At 72.9% G+C, this 18,689-nt stretch carries 19 protein-coding genes; 10 read left to right on the top strand and 9 right to left on the bottom strand.

From position 1 onward, the window contains the following. Positions 1-630: 630 nt before the first annotated feature. Entirely contained in the window at positions 631-825 is a 195-nt protein-coding gene (locus ACFQRF_RS23055; protein WP_379873261.1) for a hypothetical protein, read from the bottom strand. Positions 826-850: 25 nt separating this feature from the next. On the opposite strand from ACFQRF_RS23055, the gene ACFQRF_RS23050 reads away from it, so the two are divergent. After that, entirely contained in the window at positions 851-1,381 is a 531-nt protein-coding gene (locus ACFQRF_RS23050) for a CGNR zinc finger domain-containing protein (RefSeq protein WP_379873260.1), read from the top strand. Here ACFQRF_RS23050 and kynU read toward each other — a convergent pair. Beyond that, positions 1,374-2,654 (bottom strand): kynureninase, encoded by a 1,281-nt coding sequence (gene kynU, locus ACFQRF_RS23045; protein WP_379873259.1) that lies wholly within the window; start codon positions 2,652-2,654, stop codon positions 1,374-1,376. The genes ACFQRF_RS23050 and kynU overlap by 8 nt on opposite strands. An 88-nt stretch (positions 2,655-2,742) precedes the next feature. Beyond that, positions 2,743-3,636 (bottom strand): tryptophan 2,3-dioxygenase, encoded by an 894-nt coding sequence (locus ACFQRF_RS23040; protein WP_379873258.1) that lies wholly within the window; start codon positions 3,634-3,636, stop codon positions 2,743-2,745. A 180-nt stretch (positions 3,637-3,816) separates the two neighbouring features. Here ACFQRF_RS23040 and ACFQRF_RS23035 point away from each other — a divergent pair, with 180 nt between their 5' ends. The 4 genes from ACFQRF_RS23035 (at position 3,817) to ACFQRF_RS23020 (ending at position 8,343) form a co-directional block, all read left to right on the top strand. Then, positions 3,817-4,263, top strand: coding sequence for an Lrp/AsnC family transcriptional regulator (locus tag ACFQRF_RS23035; RefSeq protein ID WP_379873257.1), 447 nt, complete (start codon positions 3,817-3,819; stop codon positions 4,261-4,263). 123 nt (positions 4,264-4,386) lie between these two features. Further along, positions 4,387-5,745, top strand: a complete 1,359-nt coding sequence (locus tag ACFQRF_RS23030; protein ID WP_379873256.1) for an MFS transporter — start codon at positions 4,387-4,389, stop codon at positions 5,743-5,745. A gap of 247 nt (positions 5,746-5,992) precedes the next feature. Next, complete coding sequence (locus tag ACFQRF_RS23025) at positions 5,993-7,666, top strand: sensor histidine kinase (protein ID WP_379873255.1); 1,674 nt, start codon at positions 5,993-5,995, stop codon at positions 7,664-7,666. Beyond that, complete coding sequence (locus tag ACFQRF_RS23020) at positions 7,663-8,343, top strand: response regulator (RefSeq protein WP_379873254.1); 681 nt, start codon at positions 7,663-7,665, stop codon at positions 8,341-8,343. Before ACFQRF_RS23025 ends, ACFQRF_RS23020 begins: the two co-directional genes overlap by 4 nt. A gap of 22 nt (positions 8,344-8,365) precedes the next feature. Here the strand turns inward: ACFQRF_RS23020 and ACFQRF_RS23015 are convergent, their stop codons facing one another. Both ACFQRF_RS23015 and ACFQRF_RS23010 read right to left on the bottom strand, forming a co-directional pair. Further along, a complete protein-coding gene (locus tag ACFQRF_RS23015; protein ID WP_379873253.1) occupies positions 8,366-8,920 on the bottom strand; it encodes a Uma2 family endonuclease in 555 nt (184 codons plus the stop codon). 156 nt (positions 8,921-9,076) lie between these two features. Next, entirely contained in the window at positions 9,077-9,730 is a 654-nt protein-coding gene (locus ACFQRF_RS23010; RefSeq protein ID WP_379873252.1) for an HD domain-containing protein, read from the bottom strand. Positions 9,731-10,104: 374 nt separating this feature from the next. Between ACFQRF_RS23010 and ACFQRF_RS23005 the strand changes: the two genes are divergently transcribed. After that, positions 10,105-11,424, top strand: coding sequence for a DUF418 domain-containing protein (locus ACFQRF_RS23005; protein WP_379873251.1), 1,320 nt, complete (start codon positions 10,105-10,107; stop codon positions 11,422-11,424). A 156-nt stretch (positions 11,425-11,580) separates the two neighbouring features. Next, complete coding sequence (locus tag ACFQRF_RS23000; RefSeq protein ID WP_379873250.1) at positions 11,581-11,982, top strand: hypothetical protein; 402 nt, start codon at positions 11,581-11,583, stop codon at positions 11,980-11,982. Positions 11,983-12,009: 27 nt separating this feature from the next. Here the strand turns inward: ACFQRF_RS23000 and ACFQRF_RS22995 are convergent, their stop codons facing one another. Further along, a complete protein-coding gene (locus tag ACFQRF_RS22995) occupies positions 12,010-12,414 on the bottom strand; it encodes a hypothetical protein (RefSeq protein ID WP_379873249.1) in 405 nt (134 codons plus the stop codon). A gap of 325 nt (positions 12,415-12,739) precedes the next feature. Here ACFQRF_RS22995 and ACFQRF_RS22990 point away from each other — a divergent pair, with 325 nt between their 5' ends. Beyond that, the gene (locus ACFQRF_RS22990; RefSeq protein ID WP_379873248.1) at positions 12,740-13,150 is read left to right on the top strand and encodes a VOC family protein; all 411 of its coding nucleotides are present in this window, start codon (positions 12,740-12,742) and stop codon (positions 13,148-13,150) included. Between the two features lie 65 nt (positions 13,151-13,215). Here ACFQRF_RS22990 and ACFQRF_RS22985 read toward each other — a convergent pair whose 3' ends face one another. Continuing rightward, a complete protein-coding gene (locus ACFQRF_RS22985; RefSeq protein ID WP_379873247.1) occupies positions 13,216-13,986 on the bottom strand; it encodes a DeoR/GlpR family DNA-binding transcription regulator in 771 nt (256 codons plus the stop codon). 251 nt (positions 13,987-14,237) lie between these two features. On the opposite strand from ACFQRF_RS22985, the gene ACFQRF_RS22980 reads away from it, so the two are divergent. Together ACFQRF_RS22980 and ACFQRF_RS22975 are read left to right on the top strand one after the other, a co-directional pair. Continuing rightward, positions 14,238-14,981, top strand: a complete 744-nt coding sequence (locus ACFQRF_RS22980; RefSeq protein ID WP_379873246.1) for a glycerophosphodiester phosphodiesterase — start codon at positions 14,238-14,240, stop codon at positions 14,979-14,981. A gap of 350 nt (positions 14,982-15,331) precedes the next feature. Continuing rightward, complete coding sequence (locus tag ACFQRF_RS22975) at positions 15,332-15,940, top strand: TetR/AcrR family transcriptional regulator (RefSeq protein ID WP_379873245.1); 609 nt, start codon at positions 15,332-15,334, stop codon at positions 15,938-15,940. On the opposite strand, the gene ACFQRF_RS22970 is transcribed toward ACFQRF_RS22975, so the two are convergent. Both ACFQRF_RS22970 and ACFQRF_RS22965 read right to left on the bottom strand, forming a co-directional pair. Then, complete coding sequence (locus ACFQRF_RS22970; RefSeq protein ID WP_379873244.1) at positions 15,903-17,183, bottom strand: cytochrome P450 family protein; 1,281 nt, start codon at positions 17,181-17,183, stop codon at positions 15,903-15,905. The two genes, ACFQRF_RS22975 and ACFQRF_RS22970, sit on opposite strands and share 38 nt — an antisense overlap. A 338-nt stretch (positions 17,184-17,521) precedes the next feature. After that, positions 17,522-18,283 (bottom strand): PIG-L deacetylase family protein, encoded by a 762-nt coding sequence (locus ACFQRF_RS22965; RefSeq protein WP_379873399.1) that lies wholly within the window; start codon positions 18,281-18,283, stop codon positions 17,522-17,524. Positions 18,284-18,689 lie beyond the last annotated feature (406 nt).

The raw sequence follows: 18,689 nt of genomic DNA, 5'->3' as shown, positions 1-18,689 counted from the left end.
ACCACCGATGGTGGATCGGCAGACCCCGGGACACGGGTTCGTGTCTCCGGCGGGGGCACAACGGGCCGCGCTCTATTGGGGGTCTCTCATCCCGGGGCGCCTCGCGCACCCGGGGCTCGACACCGGCTCTGACCTGAGCAAATGCCCGGTTTCGAACCGGTCACGAGGACTCTAACCCACAGAAAAGCAAAGTGGTCAAGCGCAAAAGGTAAAAGATCCCGGCGAAGCGGTCCGCCGTTCTCCGGATAACCGCGAATTCCCCTGCCACACAAGGGCAAAGCGCTGTCAACCGCCCCGCCAAAAAGATCCCATCGAGCGGTCACGAACACGCCACATCGAGGTCCACTTCACAGAACGCGCAGGTCAGCATGCGTGTCGACGGGTTCACCGAACGTGCGGCCGAACACCACAGAACACATCAGCCACAGCCGGGCGTGCCATTCCACCGGAAATTCCCGCGCCGCGGCACCGCGTTTCCGCCCGCCTGAGGGACGGCGGGAGGTCCAGCCCGAGCGGCTGCGGAGCGGGCAGAACCGACCGAGCCGCTGCGGAGCGGGGAGAACCGTCCGACCGGCTGCGGAGCGGGCAGAACCGACCGAGCCGCTGCGGAGCGGTCCGCGCCGCCCGCCGTCACTCGCCCGGGTCGGCGTCTCCCCAGTGCGCGCCGCCGACGCCGACGATGGTGAGGAATCGCGCCACGTCGACCCACCGCCGGCCGCAGGGGCACCGGAGGTAGCGGACCAGCCCCTCGGAGGTGACGTGCGACGACTCGACGCCGGCGATGGCCACGGACCGGTGGCACGACGTGCACTGCTCGCTGCTCATACCGCAAGCCTGCTGTAATGGCCTTGTGCAGTTCAATACTTACGGCGGCACGGGAGCGTTCCTGGCAGCCGACCTCGTCAACGTCCACGACCGGAGCCTGGACCGCCTGAACGCGATCCTGCGCCGCGCCGAGATGCAGTACCTCCTGGTCGACACCGACCAGGTGCACCGGCTGCTCGGCTGGGCCGCCCGGCTCGACCCGGTCTTCGGCGAGACCGACCGGCAGCGCCAGATCGATCTCGTCAACGGCCTGCTGGACAGCGCCGCCACCGGCATCCGGGTCAGCATGCACGACGGCCACGCACCGCATCTGCACTACATCAGCGACACCTGCGACCCGGTCGAGCGGGTGCGCGCCGCCACCGCCGGCGGGCTGGCCGTGGCCATCTGCGGCGCGGGCGGGCAGCGGCTCGGACGGTGCGCGCGCCCGGGATGCGGCGAGGTCTTCGTGGACACCTCGCGCAACGGCCGCCGCCGCTTCTGCACCCTCACCTGCGCCAACCGGTTCAACGTCGCGGCGCACCGCTCCCGGTCGGGCGGAACCGGGCTCAGGTGACCGGCCCGGAGGCGGTCGCCCGCTCGGCGAACCGCGGCTGCCGCCACTCCCCCGACTCCACCACTTCGGCCAGCGCGGTCGCGGCGTCGAACACGTCCACATGGCGCAGGTACAGCGGCGCGAACCCGAACCGCAGTACGTCGGGGGCGCGGAAGTCGCCGATCACGCCGCGCTCGATCAGCGCGCGCACGATGGCGTACCCGTCGGGGTGGCGCAGCGCCACTTGGCTTCCGCGCCGTTCCGCGGCGCGCGGGGTCAGCGCCGCAAGCCCCGCCGCCTCGGCCATCGAACGGAACAGGTCGGTGAGCACCAGGCTCTTGGCCCGCACCTGCCGCAGGTCCACCCGGCTCCACATCTCCAGGCTCGCCTCCAGCGCGGCGGCCGCCACCAGCGGCTGTGATCCGCTGAGGAACCGGCTCGCGCCGGCCGCCGGAACGTACTCACCGGTGAAGTCGAATGGGCGGGCGTGCCCGTGCCAGCCGGTGATCGGCTGCCGGGCGTCCGCGTGGTGCCGCTCGGCGACGTAGGTGAACGCCGGACCGCCCGGCCCGCCGTTCAGGTACTTGTACGTGCAGCCGACGGCGAAGTCCACCTGGCAGCCGGTCAGGTCGATCGGGACCGCGCCGACGCTGTGGCACAGGTCCCAGACGGCCAGCGCGCCATGGGCGTGCGCGGCCGCGGTGATCCCGGCCATGTCCCGGAGCGCGCCGGTGCGGTAGTCGACGTGGCTGAGCAGCACGACGGCGACGTCGCCCGCCGCGAGAGCCGCCGCGATCCGTTCGGGGTCGTCGGGGTCGGCCAGACGGTGCTCGACCCCGTCGACCAGGCCGGCGACGCCCTGGGTCACGTACAGGTCGGTCGGGAAGTTGCCGGGCTCTCCCAGAACGACCCGGCGGCCCGGGTTGAGGCGCAGCGCGGCGACGAGGGTCTTGAACAGGTTGGCCGACGTGCCGTCGCCGACCACCACCTCGTGCGGCGCCGCCCCGACCAGCGGTGCGAGGGCGGCGCCCAGGGTCCGGGGCTTGTCCCACCAGCCGGCGTCGTTCCAGCTGCGGATCAGGCCCTGTCCCCATTCGCGTTCGACCAGGTCGGCGACCCGTCCGGGGGTGGCTTTGGGCAGCGCGCCGAGGGAGTTGCCGTCGAGGTAGATGACCCCTTCGGGGAGCACGAACTCGTCGCGGAAGGCGGCGAGCGGGTCGGCGGCGTCGAGTTCGGCGCACGCCTCACGGGTGGTGGGTGTGGGGACGGAGGAAGTGCGGGGGCGGCTGGGCATGGTTTTCTCCCGTCGTCGCTGCTGCCGGGCGTCCGTGCCGGTCACGGGGCGCCCGGAGGGGGCCGGTGCGCGGTGCGCCGCCGGAGGTTCACAGCCGGGTGCGCAGGGTCCACAGTTCGGGGAACACGTCGCGGCGGACGCTCTGCGCCAGCCAGGCGAGCCCCTGCGACCCGCCGGTGCCGGGCTTGGCTCCCATGGACCGCCGTACGGCGGCGAGGTGCCGCTCCCGCCATCGTGTCACGCGCTCGGCCGTGTCCAGGAGCGTCTCGGCCAGCAGGAACAGCTCGTTGCCGGGCCGGTCGTCGGCGTACACCTCGGCCCAGGCGTCCTCCACCCGCTCGTCGGGCTCGTAGGGGGCCGACCAGTCGCGCTCCACCCGGTCCGCGGGGATCGGCAGTCCGCGCCGGGCCAGCAGCCGCAGCGCCGCGTCGTACAGGCTCGGTTCGCCCAGCGCGCGCCGCAGCTCCGCGTACACCTCGGGCATGCGGCGGTGCGGGCGGGCCAGCGCCGGTGACCGGTTGCCGAGCAGGAACTCCAGGTGGCGGTAGGTGTAGGACTGGAAACCGGACGACTCGCCGAGGGCGTCGCGGAACCGGTTGAACTCCACCGGTGTCAGCGTCGCGAGCAGGTCCCAGCTCTGGACCAGGACGTCCTGCGCCGCCGTGCTCCGGCGCAGCGCGGCGATCGCGGCGGGGACGTCGTCCTCCTCCAGCGCGGCCCGGGCGGCGGTCCAGTGCTGGCGGATGAGGACGAACAGCAGCTCCATGACCTGTGTCGTGACGATGAAGGACAGTTCGGCGGGCTCGCGGGTGCGCGGGTGCTGCAGGTCGAGCAGCACGTCGACGCCGGTGTAGGCCACGTAGGGGGTCACGCCGTCGAAGGCGAGCGTGGGGCGGCCCTCGTTGCGGGCCGCGCGTTCGGCGCGGACGTCGGCCGGGGTGCGAGGGTCCGCCTTCCGGGACGAGGCCGATGCGGTGCCCATCGTCGTTCACTCTCCATCGTTCTGGGGGGCGGGGGGCGATGCGCACGGGCGGGAGCGTCCGCGGCGCCTCCCCAGGATGGCCGGATCCCGGCATGACCAGAATGGGCGTCGCACTCCGATTCCCGGATTTCACTTGGCGATCGCGAGGCGATTCTCCGTTCTCCCTTATGATCGGCAACCATGCTCGACAAACTGGACTGGCAGCTCCTGGCCGAGCTACAGGCCGACGGCCGGCTGTCCTTCAACGAACTGTCCCGCCGGGTGCGGCTGTCCGCCCCAGCGGTGGCCGAACGCGTCCGCCGGCTGGAACAGAGCGGCGTCATCACCGGCTACCACGCGCACGTTGATCCGGCCGCGGCCGGGCTGGCGGTGACCGCCCTGGTCCGTATGTCGTGCTACGGGCCGCTGTGCCTGTTGCGCGACGAGGCGGCCCTGCGCCGGCCCGGGATTCTGCGGGTGGACCGGGTCACCGGCGACGCCTGCTGCGTGCTGCTCATCGCGGTGGAGTCGATGGCCCGGTTCGAGGAGGTGATCGACGAGCTCTCCGATCACGGGCAGCCGTCCAGCACGATGGTGCTGTCCAGTCCGGTGCCCTGGCGCGCGGTCGGCCGACCGCCGGCGCCGTGACCCGCGGCCGGGCGCGGCGGCCCCGTGGGCGGTCCGCGACCTCGCCCGGCCCGGGTGGCATAGTGGGCCGCGGAGCCGCGTGCGGCCGGCACCGCGGCGGGAGGGGGCGGCGTCACGGACCGGGTGCGACCACGGCGGCTGGTGGCCGGTGTCATGCTGGGCACGCTGCTGAACGCGTTGAACTCCTCCATGATCGCGCTCGCCCTCGTCCCGATCGCGCACCACTACGGCACCGGCCTCGCCACCGCCTCGTGGCTCATTTCAGGCTTCTACCTCGCCGCCACGGTCTGCCTGCCGCTGATGGGGCGGCTGGCCGACCGGTTCGGACCGCGCCGCATCTTCGTGTCCGGCCTGGCCCTGGTCTGCGTGACCTGCGCGCTCGCCCCGCTCGCGCCGAACATGGGGGTGCTGATCGCGGCCCGGGTGCTGCTGGCGGTCGGCACCTCGGTGGCGTTCCCCTCGGCCATGGCGGTGTTCCGCGCCGCGCTGCCGGGAGGTCCGCCGCAGTCGGCGCTGGCCATGGTCGCCGCCGCCAACTCGGCGAGCGCCGCGTTCGGGCCGGTCGTGGGCGGGTTCCTGGTGCAGACGTGGGGCTGGCCGGCGATCTGGCTGGTCAACGTCCCGATCACGCTGGCCGGAATCGTGCTGGCGCTGGTGCTGCTGCCCCGGGTACCGCCGGTCGCCGCGGCGGGCGGCCCCGGCGCACTGGCACGGCTCGACCTGCCGGGGATCGCCGCCTTCGTGCTCGCCCTGGGCGGACTGGTCGGGTTCCTGCTCTCGGTGGCCGCAGAGCCGGAATGGCTGCTGCTGCCGCTCGCCGTGGCGGGCGGCGCGGCCCTCGTGTGGCGGGAACTGCGCACGGTCCAGCCTTTTGTCGACCTGCGGATGCTGGCGGCGAACCGGCCGCTGCTCGCGGTGTTCGCGCAGAACGCCGCGGTGAACGTCGTGTTCTACCTCAGCTTCGTCGGCCTGCCGCAGTGGCTGCAGGAGGCACGCGGCGACAGCGCGGGGCTGGCCGGTCTGCTGGTGCTCCCGATCGCCGGGGTCGGGGTGCTCGCCATGCCCCTGGTCACCCGGCTGCTGCGCCGGCACGGCGAGGGGACGGTGCTCACGGTCGGCAGCCTGGCGCTGCTGGCCGGATCGCTGGGGCTGCTGTTCGCCCGGACGGACAGCGGGCCGGCGCTGCTGCTCTCGCTGACGGTCCTGCTCGGTCTGCCGAACGCGTTCAACAACCTGGGGTTGCAGTCGTCGATGTACCGTGCCGCTCCTGGTGACCAGATCGGAGTGGCGTCCGGCCTGTTCCAGACCTCCCGCTACGTCGGGTCGATCCTCGCCTCGGTCGTCGTCGGTCTGGTCTTCGCCCACGAGGTCACCGACGGTGGGCTGCACCTGATCGCCGCGGTCATGGCCGCGGTGTCCGCCGTGCTGGCCGTGGTGAACGCGCGGAGCGCGCGCCGCGCCGGAGCCGCACCGGCGGGATGACGTCTGCGCCGGTCCGGGGGCCGGGCGCCCTCCGGGTGGGAGGTAACATCACGCGGGGACACGGACCCGCCCGGGTCCGTGTCCAGCGACGTCCGCCTGGCGGCGCCGGCGTACGACCGTCACCGGGCGGCCGCGGAGCGGGAGGCCGGCCGCGCCCCGGACGGTGCGGGAGGTGTCACCCTCGCACTTCGCACGTCCCGCCCGCGGACCGTTGCCGACCGACGGGAGTGTCCACGAAGGAGGGCCGATGACCGCGCGCCGGGCCCGCCGCCCCACGCTGACCCAGTCGCTGTTCATCGCGCACGTCCTGCTGCTCACCGTGGCGCTCGGCGTCACCGGCGGCCTGTGGGTGATGCACAACGACCGCGAGGTCGACCGGCAGTACACCGAACGGGTGCTCGCCATCGCGCGCTCCGTCGCGGTGCAGCCGGAGATCCGCTCGGCCTTCGAGCTGGCGGACCCCGCCTCGGTCATCGCGCCACGCGCCGCGGCGGCGACCGAGGCCACCGGCGCGCAGTTCATCGTGGTGGCCGACCGGTCCGGTGTCCGCTACTCACATCCCAACACCGCGCTCATCGGCGATGTGGTGTCCACGCCGCCGGGCCGGGTGGTCTACGGCGAGGAGTGGACCGGGTTCGAGAACGGCACCGAGGGGCGCAGCGTGCGGGCGAAGGTGCCGGTCCGCGACGCGGCCGGCGCCGTGGTCGGCTACGTGTCCGTGGGCATCCTGGCCTCCGACATCGAGACCGCCGCGGCCACCGCGCTGCCGCTGATCGTCGGGACGGTCGTCGGCGCGCTGCTGCTCGGCGCGGGCGGCGCCTACCTGCTCTCCCGGCGGCTGCGCGCCAAGACGCACGGCCTGGAACCGGCGGAGATCACCGCGCTGCTGGAGGGCCGGGAAGCCCTGCTCTACGGGATCCGCGAGGGCGTGCTGGCGCTCGACTCCGCCGGGCGGGTCATCCTCGTGAACCGCCCCGCCCGGGAGATGCTGGAGCTGCCCGCCGACTGCGAGGGCCGGCACCTGGACGAGCTGCGGCTCGACGCGCGGCTGCACGACGTGCTCTCGGGGATGGATCCCGACGCCGACCGGATCGTCCTGGTCGGCGCCCGCGTGCTGGTGTGCAACCGGATGCCGGTGCGCATCCACGACCAGGACGCCGGCGCCGTGGTGACGCTCCGGGACCGCACCGAGCTGGAGCGGCTGACCGGCGAACTGGACGGCGCCCGCACCCTCACCCGCGGGCTGCGCGCGCAGAGCCACGAGTACGCCAACCGCATCCACACCGTGGCCGGCATGCTGGAGCTGGGTGCCTACACCGACGCCCGCGCCTTCCTTGAGGAGCTGTCCGCCGCGCACACCCGCACCAGCGCCGACGTCGCGACGCGGATCGCCGATCCCGCGGTGGCCGCCCTGGTGCTGGCGAAGTCGGCGCAGGCCGCCGAGCGGGGCGCCGAGCTGCGGCTGGCCCCCACGACCGGTATCGACGCCCGGCTGCCCGGCGACGTGCGCCAGGACGTGCTGCTGGTGCTGGGGAACCTGGTCGACAACGCACTGGACTCGGTGGCGGGCTCCGACCCGGACGGCTGGGTGGAGCTGCTGGTGTGCCGGCACGGCCGAGCCGAGGGCGGACTGCCGCACGACCTGATCGAGATCCGGGTGATCGACTCCGGGCCGGGGGTCGATCCGGCGCTGACGGAGGAGGTCTTCACGTTGGGATTCACCACGAAGGTGGCGCGCTCGGGCGGCCCGCGCGGGCTCGGCCTGGCGCTGGTGCGCCAGACCTGCGAGAGCCGCGGCGGCACCGTGACGGTGGACAGCCCGGCGGGGGCCGCCGACGGCGGGGAGGACGTGGAGACCCCGGCCTTCTCGGGGTTCACCGCCTACCTGCCGGTGACCGGTGTGCCGGCGGGTGCCCGGTGATCCGGGTCCTGGTCGTGGACGACGACGCGCGGGTGGCGCACAACCACCGCGAGGTCGTGGAGGGTCTGCCCGGGTTCACGGTGGTGGACGTGGTGCACAGCGCCTCGGCCGCGCTCGGCGCGGTGGAGGAGCACCGGCCCGACCTGGTGCTGCTCGACCTGTACCTGCCGGACGAGTCGGGGATGACGGTGCTGCGCACGTTGCGCACGCCGGCCTCGACCGGGCATCCGGTGGACGTGCTGGTGATCACCGCGGTGCGCGACATCGAGCAGGTCCGCGCCGCGCTGCACGGCGGCGCCGTGCACTACCTGCTCAAGCCGTTCCCGCTGTCCGCGCTGCGCGACCAGCTGGAGCGCTACGCCGCCGCGCACCAGCGGCTCACCCGGATCGGGGAGGCCACCCAGGGCGACGTGGACCGGCTGTTCGGCCTGCTGCGTCCCGCGCCTACCCAGACCCTGCCCAAGGGGCTCACCTCGGCCACCTCCGAACTCATCGCGGCGACCCTGCGCGCCGCCGACTCCGACCTGTCGGCCGCCGAGGTCGCCGAACGCACCGGCGTCGCCCGGGTGACGGCCCGCCGCTACCTGGAGTACCTGTGCGCCGACGGCCGCGCCGAGCTGCGGATGCGCTATGGCTCGACCGGCCGCCCGGAGCACCGCTACCGCTGGGCGCGCTGAGGGCGGGCGGTGGGTGCGGGGCTCACTCGTCGGTGGGGAAGTCCGAGGTGTCCAGGGCGAAGTCGAACGGTGCCGGCAGCTTGATGGGGGCACCGAACGGGGTGTGATGGATATGCCGGTAGCCGCCGTTCTCCGGCTCCGAGAACAGGGTGTTCACCGGGCCCTCCTCGTCCCACCGGTCGACGAGCAGGTACAGCGGGACCGGACCGTGGGCGTATCCCCGGCGCTTGGTCTTCCGGTCGGTCGCGGCGTTCCACTTCGATGTGACCTCGACGACGAGGAGCGCATCCTCCGCCAAGTGCTTCTTGCCCCACTTGGAGAACGGGCGCGGAAGCACGACCAGATCAGGTACGTAGAGCTCGCCCAACAAGGGAACGCGGATATCCGCGTTCTGATGGACACCTGTCCCGGCCGCAGGACTGCCCTCTCGAAGGAGCACCGTGTACAGCCGGCGCAGGATGATCTCGATGATCTCGTTGTGCCCGTCCTTCGGCGGGGCCTGCAGAGTGATCCCCTCTCCGATGATCTCGGCCCGCCATCCAGGGCGGACATCGAGCTCTTCCCAGGCGCGCAGCAAGGGCTCCCCCGGCGGAATCGCTCTCGATCGCGGCGATGCTCATGCCACGTCACCTCCTGGACACGGAACGTAGCGGATCAGAAGCCACGCCGTGGCCCTTTCAGCATGGACGGCCGAGCGACCTCCGGCTTGTCTCACTACGGGAAGGGCCGCCGCCTACTGCGCAGCCAGATGTGGAGCGTCCGCCTCCAGCAGTGCCAGCTCGGCCTCGACGTTGGCCCGGGCGGCCGTCTCCCAGCGCTCCTGCGCCCATGGGGTCCGGTACAGGGCGGGCGCGTCCAGCAGGCCGCGCAGCAGGCGGGCGCGGGCGGCACGGAAGTCGCTCTCGGCGATGTGGCCGTACTCCTCCCGGACGGCCATCCGGTAGGTCTCGTACTCGTGCGGGGCTCCGGCCAGCACGGCGAGGTCGGCGTCGCAGAGCACCTCGGCGTCGGTGTCGCCGGGTTCCGGGGCGTGCCGGGCGGTGACGCGGACCAGGCGGGCGACCTCGTCGGACCGGGCGCGGGTGAGGCCGCAGCGGGGCAGCAGGAGTTCGGCTAGCTGCGCGCTGCGCTCCTCGTCGGCCCCCGGCTCGCCCTGGTAGACGGCGTCGTGGAACCAGACCGCGTAGCGCACGGTGGCGATGTCGGCGGCCGCCTCGGCGATCTCGTCGACGGCCGTGAGCGTCGCCCGCAGGTGGTCCAGGGTGTGGTACCGGCGGTGCGGTTCGGCCCAGCGGGCGATCAGCTCGGCCCCGACGGCCAGGGACTCGGCGCCCGATCCGGCCAGACCTCGCCAGGCGTCGAACAGGTCGGGCCGCGTGCGCGACATCCCGTCTTCCTCCCTGTGCCCCGGTCCGGCGTGTGTTCGCGCGATGAGCGCGGTCGGGTCACTCCGCCTCCGCGCGGTCCGACCGCCACGGAGCGCGTCCTATCCGCCACCGAACCTAGTCGTTACCGGGCGGTCACGCGAAATACGCACATCCCGCCGATGGGTGCGATCCCGTGCATGTCTGGACGCGCGGGAGACCGGCGGCGTTCCCGGTTCGGCGCTATTTCGCGCGGAATGCGCGATCCGGCCGGGCGACGAACGCATGCCGCGCGGTACCGACGGCCCACGAGGGCACCACGATGCGGCACCTTGGTCTCCGGGCCCCGGCCCGATGCCCGATGCGCGGCGGCACCGGCCGTTCCTAACGTCGTGGCATGTCCCGGTCCCCCGATCCGATCCCCGCCGCCTCCCCGGCCGGCCGGCGGCGCCGGCCCGCACGTGGCGGTGTCCGCTCCGACGAGCGGGCGCTCGCCCCCGACCTCGCGCGCGGCGGCATGCTGCTGCTCATCGTCCTGTCCAACACCGTCTTCCACCTCTGGGCGGCGGAGTACGGCCCGTCGGGGTGGCATCCGGTGGGCGGCTCGGCCCTCGACGCCGCCGTCCGGTTCGTGATGATCACCATGCTGGACCTGCGGGCGTACCCGCTGTTCGCCTTCCTGTTCGGCTACGGGCTGATGCGGCTGTACCAGCGCCAGATCGCGGCGGGGGCGGCACCGGCCGACGCGGTGGCGCTGCTGCGGCGGCGCGGGCTGTGGCTGGTCGGCTTCGGGTTCGCGCACGCGGCGCTGCTGATGGCCGGGGACATCGTCGGCGCGTACGGGCTGGCCAGCCTGCTGCTGGTGCCGCTGTTCGTGCGGCGCCGGGACCGGACGCTGGTGGTGGCGGTGTGCGTGGCCTCCGGGGTGGTGGTCGCGACGATGCTGGCGCCGGCGGTGTGGGCGATCGCCGGCGGGAACCTCGGGCAGTTGGGGGACCCCTCCGGAACCGGGCCGACCGCCGTGGTCTACGCCTCCGGTGAGCCGCACTGGCCGGCCGCGGCCGGAACTCGGCTGGGCACGTGGTCCTTCGTGACGGTCCTCGGTGGGCTGCTGTCGTTCGGCGGCCACTCGATGATGCTGCTCGGCTTCCTGGCTGCGCGGCACGGCGTGCTGGAGGAGCCGCACCGGTATCTGCCGTTGCTGCGCCGGACGGCGCTGCTGGGCGTGGCGACCGGCTGGCTGGGCGGGCTGCCCGCGGCGCTGGCGCACGCCGGGGCGCTTGAGGTCCCGGCCGCGGCCGTCGCGGAGGAGGGTGCGCTGCGGCTGCTGCAGGAGGCCACCGGACTGGCGGGCGGACTGGGGTACGTGGCGGTGTTCGCCCTGGTGGCGCAGTGGATTTCGGTGCGCGGCCGGCGCGGGCCGGTGGTACGCGCGGTGGCGGCCGCGGGGCAGCGGTCGCTGTCGTGCTACCTGGCGCACTCGGCGCTGTTCGCTCCGGTCCTGGCGGCGTGGGGCCTGGGGCTTGGCGGGCACCTGAACAGCGCGGGCATGGCGGCGTTCGCGACCGGCGTGTGGCTGGTCACCGTGGCCGGCGCCGCCGAGCTGGACCGCCGCGGCCTGCCGGGCCCGGCCGAGGCGCTGCTGCGGCGGCTCGTCTACGGCCGCACCATGCGACGTACCACCCCACCACCGGCACTTCCCCACCAAAACGGATAACCGGGCGATCCGGACCAGTCACCAAGAGTCCACTGGGAAGCCGCAAAAACCCAACAATCGGAGATTACCCAGCGTAATGCAGGTGGATACTCTCTGCAGTGCCGCGTGCGAGCGGCACGCGCACGAGGTGGGTTGCGCGGCGGGAGGGGGAACGGCATGAAGCCGGTACTGATGGCGGAACTCGCCGCGGGAACGCTCGCCCTGACCGCCACGCTCGCGGCCGGGACCCCCGCGCCCGCCATGCTCGTTCCCCCGCCCTGCCGGCCGGCCGCCGTCACCGCGTGCTGCTCACCGGAGCCGCGGGACCGTGCCACGGCCGGCCACCTCGGCTGTCTGCGCCCACCGGTCCCGCCGCCTGACGCCCCGGGCATCCTCGGCGGCTGCGCCGCCCCGCCCCGGCCGTCGGCGCCGGCCGCCGAGCGAGGACGCCGCACGGGCTGCGAGCGGGCCCGCATCCTGCTCCCCGTCAGCACGGGCGCGGCGTTGCTGACCGCGGTCGGCGCCGCGGTGATCGCCCACCGCCGACTGCGCGCGCTGCCGGCCGCCGATGGCTGCTGACCCGGGGCCGAGCCGGGGCGGCCCCGATCACCCGATCCGGTACTCCCGGGTCCCCAGCAGCGCGCACCGCCCGCCGATCTCGGCGAGGCCGTCCGGGCGCGGGCGGACGTCGATCCGGGAGCCCGTGCCCTGGCGGATGGTGACCGGCCGGCCCAGCAGGGCTCCCAGGCGCAGCGAGGCCGAACCCGTGGCCTCGTCCTCCACCACCGATCCGTGCTCGACGACGAACACCCGCGCCCGGATCCGGCCGGCCGCCGGGTCGGTGACGAACACCGTCTCGGCGAACCCGAGGTCGGCCGCGACGGCCTGCCGGGTCGGGGCCGGGATGCCGGCGCCGTCCAGAAAGACGCCGAGAGGGTTGCCGCCGGTGTCACGGCCGGCCGCGTCGGTGCCGAGGAAGACCGTGGCGACGTGCAGGGTGCGGGATGGCATCGGAGCGCTGCCTCTCGTCATGGGATGGGACGGACGCGTGGCGTTGGTCTCAGGGGAGCGCCGGTCCCACGTTCGCGGGGGCCGTTCGCCGTCGCAAGCGCCCCGGCCGCCGGGTCCGCGCGCCGGGATCGTCCCGCTGTCCAGCCGTGACGCCCCGCGATCCCGGCCGGGGACGACGTGGGGCGCCGCGGCCGTTCACCCGCCGATCACCACATTTCTTAACAAGCACTTGCGTATGGGAAACAGCGGCGTAAGCTGGGCGATCGTGCTCACGCTGTTTCCTCCCCGCCGGCTTCGACAGCAGCCGCGGCGAAGAGAGGTTCCCGTGCCGAAGCTGACCGGCCTTGCCCACATCACGCTGTCCGTGCGCGACCGCGACGTCAGCGTCGACTTCTACCGTTCGGTTCTCGGCTTCCGGGAGTACGAGACCCGTGACGACGCGCGCTGGCTGCGCACGACGTGCCGGCACTCGTGCGGTGTCGTCCTCGGCATCGTCGAGCACAAGGATCACTTCAACGCGCGGTTCGACCACCGGCACGCCGGCGTCGATCACGTGGCGTTCGAGGTGGGCGGCATCGGCGAGCTGGAGACGTGGGAGGAGCGCCTCAGCGACCTCGACGTCGACCACGCGCCGATCGTGCACTGCGAGGCCGGCTCCGTGCTGAGCTTCGCCGATCCCGACGGCGTCCAGCTGGAGCTGTTCTGCGCCCGGGAGCCGGACACCGGCGAGGACTGACCTGGACGGGCCCGCGGCGGACGCTTCCGCCACGGGCCCATGTCGGGGGCGCGCCGGCCCCGGGGCTATTCGGGCGTGACGAGCTGCAGCCGCACGTCGCGCTCGGACATCTCCCGCACTGCGGAGCGGGGCAGCCGGTCGTCGGTGATGATGAGGTCGAACTCCTCCAGGCGGGCCACCCGGAACGTCCCGAACTTGCCGTACTTGGTGCTGTCCACTGTCAGCACGCTCTTGGAGGCCATGCGCAGCAGTTGCTGCTTGGTCACGACCTTGGGCTCCGACGGCGTCGTCGAGCCGCGCTCCAGGTCCCAGGAGCTGCTCGCCACGAACGCGATGTCGACATTGACCTTGCTGAGGAAGTCCGCCGCGAACTGCCCCACCGAGGAGTGGTCGGGGTGCGACACCAGCCCGCCGGTGTGGATCAGCTCGATGTTCGGGTACTCCATGAGGTGCCCGACCACGTTGAAGTCGTTGGTGACCACGGTCAGCCCGACCTTCTCGGTGAGCAACGGCACCATTTGCAGCGTGGTGGTGCCGGCGTCGATGAAGACCGTGAAGTTCTCGCGGACCAGGTCGGCGGCGGCCCGCGCGATGGCGCGCTTGGCCGGGACCTCCAGCTGGGCCTTCGCCAGGTAGGACGGCTCGCTCTTCAGTCGGGCCGCCAGGCGGACGCCGCCGGTGACCGAGAGCACCTTGCCCTCGTTCTCCAGCGCCTGGATGTCGCGCCGCACCGTCATGTGCGAGACGGCCAGCATCGACGTGAGTTCGTTGATGCTCAGCACATGCCGTTCCTGCAGGAGCTTCAGGATGTGTTCACGGCGCTGGTCCGGAATCATCTCTCGCCTTCGTTCGGTGGCAACTCGTCGTGCGCGCGGCGGCCGGCCCGGCGGGCCGGTGCGTCGCTCTTACCAGAAGTCTCCCAGGTGGGTACAGTCGGCGCCGCGCCCCCGGGGCGTGAGCCGGATCGCACGCGGGTCACCTTCCTGCTCCGCCACCGCCAGGGCGGGCTGGCCATTTCGGGGTTTTTGCCGCTCTCAGATGCGGCAGCGCTCGGTTTTTGGCACTCTTGACCTCAGCAACCCCCGGCATGACCGTCATCGATTCCAGAGCGCGCACCGGAGAGCACATGACGCTGGCGATCGCCCACCGCGGCGACCCCATCCAGTTCCGGGAGAACACGCTGCCGGCCCTGCGCGCCGGCGCCGCGGCCGGGGCCGACATGATCGAGATCGACCTCAAGCTGACCGCCGACGGCCACGTGGTGCTGCTGCACGACGACACGCTCGAACGCTTCTGGGGGCTGAACCGTCCGGTGACCGAGGTCACGCTCGCCGAGCTGGCGGCCCTCGGCGACGGGCGGGACCGCCGGATCCCCACGCTCATGGAGGTGCTGGCGGAGTTCAGCCGTCCCACCGCCCCGCCGCTCATGCTGGACGTCACCGCGGTGGACGCCGCCCTGGCGGCCGACGACCTCGTCGCCGAGCACGACATGCTGGGCCGCGTCCTGTACTCGGGGTCGGTCGAGGCGCTGCGCGCCATCCGGAGCCGCCGCCCGCGCGCCCAGCTCGCGCTCTCCTGGAACCAGCAGGGGCTGCCGCCCGCCGACGTCTGGCAGGCGCTCCGGCCGCGCTACTACAACTCCTACTGGCCACTGCTCAGCCGCGAACTGGTCGCAGAGGTGCACCGGCACGGCTACGCGGTCTCGGCGTGGACGGTCAACGACCTGTCCGAGATGGCCCGCCTGATCGGCATGGGCGTGGACGCGATCATCACCGACCAGCCCGCCGAATTGGCCAAGCTCGTGGGCAACCAGCCGCAGTTCACCCGCTGACCGATCCTCGCATCCCCCACGCCGTCGGCGCGGGGGATTCCGGCATGCCCGCCGCGCCGCGCGCCGCCCCGGCGGGATCGCTGCGTGGCCGTATTCCGCTGCCACTGATCGCGGGCCACGCGAGCGAACTGAATTCACTTCATTATTCTCGTACCACTCTGCAAAAGTAGAGATTTTCCAAATTCCGCGGCCGACATCCGTGTTTTTCCCCGAATCGGGCCAAGACTCGCGCTATCCTCGAAACCGATTCGCCACCGAATCGGGAACACCCTTACGAGCCGGGCGTGCCGCCCATCGATGTCGAACCCCTCGATCGCACCCCGGTCCGCTCACCGCGGTGCAGGCTAGAGATGATCATGACGGCCGACCTCTCCCCTCTGGACATCCGTCTCACCGAACGCGTGCTGGACGCCGCGGTCCGGGTCTTCGCCCGGCGCGACGCACGTGACGTCGGCATGCCCGCGATCGCGCGGGAGGCCGCCGTCGAACCCGACCTGCTGCGCCGCCTCTTCCCGACCAAACTGGACCTGGTGTACGCGGTCACCAACCGCTCGACCCGCACGTTGGTCACCCGGCAGATCGCCGCGGACCGCCCGGACGAACCGGCGGTCCGGCGACTCTCCGCCCTCATTCGCACACATATCGAATTCAGTTGGGAGCACCGCACAGAAGAAGAACTCCGGCGGGCACTGCTGCGGACGCTCAGGGTGGTCTATCCAGAGCGCCACCGTGAAATGATCCGCCATTTGCGTCGATATCGGGAACATATCGGCGAGATCATCACGGCGGGACGGCAGGCCGGAATCTTCGCGTCCGGTCCCACCGGTGGTGCGGTGCTCGAAACCCTCGACGGAATCCTCAACTGGTACGAACCCGCCGGCGGCCTGACGCTCACCGCACTCGGCGACGTCTACGTGGACCTCATCGTCCACCATCAGCTGGGCGCCCCGCGGACGTGACGTCCGCCGCACCGGACGACGGCGTGTAGCGCACCGGAAGCGTGAGGGGGAGGTTGGTGAACACCGACGGCGTGGGCACCACCTCCCCACCGGGCGGCAGGTCGAGCGCGAGGTCGGGGAACCGGTCGAAGAGCGCCGGGAACGCCACGTTCAACTCCAGCCGGGCCAGCGGCGCCCCGAGGCAGAAGTGCGGACCGTGTCCGAAGACGACGTTGCGGGCCTGCGTCCGTGTGATGTCGAAGAGGTGCGCGTCCGGCCCGTGCTGCTCGGGGTCCCGGTTGGCCGAGGCGAAGGAGACCAGCACGGGGTCGCCCCGCCGCAGCAGCCGGCCGCCCAGTTCGAGGTCCTCGACCGGGTAGCGGAACGGGAGCGTCGCCACGCTGCTGTCCCAGCGCAGCACCTCCTCGACCGCGGCGCTCCACGGCCGCGCGCCGGACCGCAGCAGATCGAGCTGGTCCGGGTGGGTGAGCAGCGCCCGCACGCCGTTGGCGAGCACGCCGACCGTGGTCTCGAACCCGGCGGCCATGAACAGCCAGAGCGTGTCGTTGAGCTCCTCGTCGGAGAGCCGGCCGCCCTCGTCGCGGGCCTGGATGAGCGCGGTGGTGAGGTCGTCGCCGGGCGTGACACGCCGCCGGCGGACGAGGTCGGTGAAGTACTCGTCGGCCCGCCGCTGGTTGGCCAGCGCCTCCTCGGGCGTGACGAGGGAGCTGAAGGCGTTCGTCACCATCTGCTGGATGCCCGGCCGGTCGGCCTCGGGGACACCGAACAGCCGGCAGATGACGGCCATGGGCAGCGGCGTGGCCAGCGCCGCCCTCAGGTCGGCGCGGCCGGCCCGCTCGGGTGCGTCCATGTCGTCCAGCAGCTCGCCGACCAGTTCCTCGACGGACGGGCGCAGTTCGTTGATCCGGGCCGGGGTGAACGCGCGCGACACCAGCCCGCGCAGCCGGCCGTGCGTGGCACCGTCGGACTGCAGCATGTTGTCCAGCCGGATCATGCCCAGGATCGGGGTGTCGTCCGGGATCTCCCCGTCCTGCCAGGCGCGCCAGTTCCGGTAGTTCCGGGTGAACCGCCGTCCCGAGAGGACCTCCTGCACCTCGGCGTGCCGGGTCACCGCCCAGGCGTCCACGCCGCCCGGCAGCCGCACGCGCACGACGGGGCCGGCTTCGCGGAGCCGGGCGGCCTGGCCCTGGGTGTCGCGGGCGAGGGGGTCGAGCTCGAAGGGTTCGGACGGGGACTGCGGCATGGGGGGCCTCCGGGCGCGGGGGGACCAACGGCTGCTTGCATGGCGACCGGACGGCGTGGGTCCCGCATCGCCCACAAAGGGACGATGGACGCCGATGGCCGCACACACCGCTGAGACTGACACAACGAACAACCGTCGCACCAGGCCGCGTACCACCACAGAATCCCTGGAGGCCCCCGCACAGCCCGGCATGGTGCCCCCGCCCGCGCCCGACCGGCGGGTGCGCGGCCGGCCGGTCACGGCGCGGCACGACGGCACACCGCACGATCCCGGCGCACGGTCGGGTTATGGACCTTCTTGAGGAGCTGAGCAACGTGACCGAAAACCGGTCCGGAGGCTCACACGAAGACCAGCTCGGACTCCCGCGCGAAGTGCGCCGTCATGGTGGAGGTGAGCACGACCTCCCGGCGCACGTGCCGGACCGGCGGGTGCAGCCGGTGCAGCAGGAAGGCGACGGCGGCGGCCTTGGCCCCGCGCGCCTCCTCCGGCAGCACGATGCGGTGGGCGGCGCGCCACGGCACGCGCGGGTCCTCCGGAACGGCCCAGTTCCACAGCCAGACCGGGTAGCTCAGCAGGGCGGCGCCGGTCCGTTCGGCGGCCAGACGGGCGGCCGCGCCGGCGGTCTCGTGCTCGGGATGCCGGTCGCCCTCCCAGGGCGCGATGCAGACCTGGAAGTCGGCGCAGGCCTCGGTGAGCCGCGCCGCGAGCTCGTCGACACCGTAGGCGCCCGGCCCCGCACGCTGCTCCAGCCGGACCGTCTCGACGTCGGAGGCGCCCAGCACCTCCAGCGCCTGCAGGGTCGCCGCGTGCCGGTTCCGCGTCTCCTCGGCGGGCGGGACGGCCCGCCCCGGGCCCACCCGGGCCTCGCCCTCGCTGATGGCCACCAGCCGGAGCCGCGCCCCCGCGTCCGCCAGGATCGCCATGCCGCCGCCGAAGCCGAACACCGCGTCGTCGGGGTACGGTGCGATGACGACCGCGCTCTGGGTGCCGGTGAGATGCAGCGCCGGGAACTCGCGTAACGCGGGCCACGCCCGCCAGGCGGCTTCGGACGTCCCCAGACCGCCGATGGGGTGCGGGCGCTCCACCGTCCGCCGGATCATGCTCACCGGTTCTCCTTCCTCCGCGCGGCGGCCGATGTCGGCGGCCGGTGGTGATCGGCCCCCGGGTCATTCCGCGGCCCGGCTGCCTTCCGGACCGCGGCCGCAACGGCGCTGCCGGCTCCGGTGGGCGCCGCCGCCACGGCGAGGAACGGGACGATCCACCACCACCGGGCATGACTCCCCCGAATCCACCGGAAGGCCAGCACCGTAACTAGTGCCCTTCCCCGACCGCACGGAAACCGCCCCCGGCCGCCCTGACCAGGCACGACTCGGCCGAATCAGCCGATGTGGTCGGCGAGCACGAACGGCGGGAGCGCCGGCAGGTCGGCGACCAGCTCCCACTGCCAGCTGTACAGGACCGACCCGGCGATGAAGCCGAACAGCGTGAGCAGGATCGTGCTCTGGC

The sequence above is a fragment of the Marinactinospora rubrisoli genome, assembly GCF_042664915.1.
Classification (GTDB): domain Bacteria; phylum Actinomycetota; class Actinomycetes; order Streptosporangiales; family Streptosporangiaceae; genus Marinitenerispora; species Marinitenerispora rubrisoli.
Note: the sequence above shows the minus strand (reverse complement) of the source record. Positions and strands in the feature narration are given on the sequence as shown.

What these genes read in the sequence shown, in the direction of transcription:
- ACFQRF_RS22995 (WP_379873249.1), bottom strand. Translation starts at nt 12,414, where the DNA reads ATGCCATCCCGCACCCTGCACGTCGCCACGGTCTTCCTCGGCACCGAC.
- ACFQRF_RS23055 (WP_379873261.1), bottom strand. Translation starts at nt 825, where the DNA reads ATGAGCAGCGAGCAGTGCACGTCGTGCCACCGGTCCGTGGCCATCGCC.
- ACFQRF_RS22970 (WP_379873244.1), bottom strand. Translation starts at nt 17,183, where the DNA reads ATGCCGCAGTCCCCGTCCGAACCCTTCGAGCTCGACCCCCTCGCCCGC.
- ACFQRF_RS23000 (WP_379873250.1), top strand. Translation starts at nt 11,581, where the DNA reads ATGAAGCCGGTACTGATGGCGGAACTCGCCGCGGGAACGCTCGCCCTG.
- ACFQRF_RS22980 (WP_379873246.1), top strand. Translation starts at nt 14,238, where the DNA reads ATGACCGTCATCGATTCCAGAGCGCGCACCGGAGAGCACATGACGCTG.
- ACFQRF_RS22975 (WP_379873245.1), top strand. Translation starts at nt 15,332, where the DNA reads ATGATCATGACGGCCGACCTCTCCCCTCTGGACATCCGTCTCACCGAA.
- kynU (WP_379873259.1), bottom strand. Translation starts at nt 2,654, where the DNA reads ATGCCCAGCCGCCCCCGCACTTCCTCCGTCCCCACACCCACCACCCGT.
- ACFQRF_RS22985 (WP_379873247.1), bottom strand. Translation starts at nt 13,986, where the DNA reads ATGATTCCGGACCAGCGCCGTGAACACATCCTGAAGCTCCTGCAGGAA.
- ACFQRF_RS22965 (WP_379873399.1), bottom strand. Translation starts at nt 18,283, where the DNA reads ATGATCCGGCGGACGGTGGAGCGCCCGCACCCCATCGGCGGTCTGGGG.
- ACFQRF_RS23005 (WP_379873251.1), top strand. Translation starts at nt 10,105, where the DNA reads ATGTCCCGGTCCCCCGATCCGATCCCCGCCGCCTCCCCGGCCGGCCGG.
- ACFQRF_RS23025 (WP_379873255.1), top strand. Translation starts at nt 5,993, where the DNA reads ATGACCGCGCGCCGGGCCCGCCGCCCCACGCTGACCCAGTCGCTGTTC.
- ACFQRF_RS23035 (WP_379873257.1), top strand. Translation starts at nt 3,817, where the DNA reads ATGCTCGACAAACTGGACTGGCAGCTCCTGGCCGAGCTACAGGCCGAC.
- ACFQRF_RS23040 (WP_379873258.1), bottom strand. Translation starts at nt 3,636, where the DNA reads ATGGGCACCGCATCGGCCTCGTCCCGGAAGGCGGACCCTCGCACCCCG.
- ACFQRF_RS23010 (WP_379873252.1), bottom strand. Translation starts at nt 9,730, where the DNA reads ATGTCGCGCACGCGGCCCGACCTGTTCGACGCCTGGCGAGGTCTGGCC.